Below are 1,704 nucleotides of genomic sequence, written 5' to 3' on the forward strand. Positions count from 1 at the left end.
GCTGACTTGAAAAAGTAAATTCCAGTGCAAGAGTAAATTCCATCGGCTTTTAAATTTTGCTGGTTTTGCAGGAGTTTTTTTAACAAAATCTCTTGCTTTCTGTTATAATTAAGCTAGCTTATCGAAATTTTGTTGTTTTTATGGCATGAAAAACAGGCTACTGGAATTCGGTGTGTCAGACTAAATTCCACCAGCCACATTTAAAAAATGTGAAATGTTTACTTCCAGTCTGACAGCAGATTTCGATCAGTTAATTAGTTACTTCTTAAAGCGTATCAGCTTAGGCGTTAAATTGACTTCATCTGGTGAAATCGGCTTGAGCTGAAAGGCTTTAAGAACATCTTCTCCAAGTGTTTCCAGGGCAGCATCATACGGCGTTTTGCCGTCAAGGCTTTCTCTTGGAGTAGAGTTTATGTGATTCACAATAAGATTGACATCCCATTGGGTTAGAAATTCAAAGGATGTTCCTTTAGGCAATATCATGCGGAGCATGGTATGCGCCTGTTCGATGGTTCCTTTTTGTCCGCTACGCATTGGATCACAGTAATAAATGCTGCTTCTTTGTATGCCGGTAATTCCAGTTTCTAATTCTTCTGGGTTCCCAAATTCAGAGCCACGGTCGGTTAAGATATTTTCAAAAACAGATGTAAATTCATACGTTCCCATACGTTTTTCCAAACGGTCAAATACAGCACGGACGGCACCTTTTGTGCACCGGTTAATAAGAAATGCAAGAAACAGTTTTTCCTCTGTAAAGATCATGGTTAACAGCGTTTTCTGGGAGTCCCTTGATGACTTTACTGTGTCCATTTGTACATAAGAATTTAATTCCAAAGAACAGAAGTCTGCATAGGTTCTGTTGGTAAATACTTCGCGGTCTTTGATCTGTGTTTTGTGGCACTTTCTTGGTTTGAATTTTGCCTGCCTTTTCAGATCCACATTTCTGGCTGTGAACAGTCCCTTATCGATGTATGTGTACATGGAGCGGACAGACATATCCAGTTCCGGATGATTGATCAGGATCTGATAGGGTGACTGTCCCTGTGCGATCAACGGAGTAACAATCTGGTCTTTTTGGTGCAGCTGATGCCGGGTCATATTTATCCCGGCACGGGAACTACTTAATAATTCGCGGTACTTACGGTCGGCAAAACGGGCATCATAGCGGTATTTATGGGCAATGGTACAATGATTGATTTTCATTGGACAGCCATTACATACATAAGGCGCCTTATCAAGTCTGCAGCACCGTTCCTTTTCGAAATCCTTACAGGTTTGGTTGCAGGTTGGACAGGATGTACATTTAATGCCGCAGAGCATGATTTTTCCACAGGCATTTGTTTTTTTACAGTGATAGCGGTGTACACAAAAGTTTTTGGCATTGTAGAAAGTTCCTTTGTGGTACCAGTCAGAAAGGCGTCGTGATTTAACCTCTTTTGAGATGGTTGTAGGATCTTTACAAAGGAATGCCGCAATGTCTTTAAAAGTCGCACCTTTGGATAATTCGTTTTCGATGTAGATACGGTCATTAAGTGTTAGATGTTTCTGGTTTCCAGGGATATATTTACTCATGATAATTCTCCTTCTACTGCTGTCAGAAGGAACTTTTACAATAACACTGATGTATGAAAGAGTAAATATCTACTGTGCAGGACTAAATTCTACCGCCCTGTAGGGCAGTGGAATTTAAAATTTCATTTTAGG

Annotated in this window: 1 protein-coding gene; it reads right to left on the minus strand. The window is 40.3% G+C overall.

Features of this window, described 5'->3' with window-relative positions; genetic code table 11:
• Positions 1-258: 258 nt before the first annotated feature.
• Positions 259-1,572 carry an IS30 family transposase gene (locus DW059_RS15425; protein ID WP_117699373.1) on the minus strand — a complete coding sequence of 438 codons (1,314 nt, stop codon included), beginning with the start codon at positions 1,570-1,572 and terminating at the stop codon, positions 259-261.
• Positions 1,573-1,704 lie beyond the last annotated feature (132 nt).

Source organism: Roseburia sp. AF42-8 (assembly GCF_003435965.1).
Taxonomy (GTDB): domain Bacteria; phylum Bacillota; class Clostridia; order Lachnospirales; family Lachnospiraceae; genus Roseburia_C; species Roseburia_C amylophila.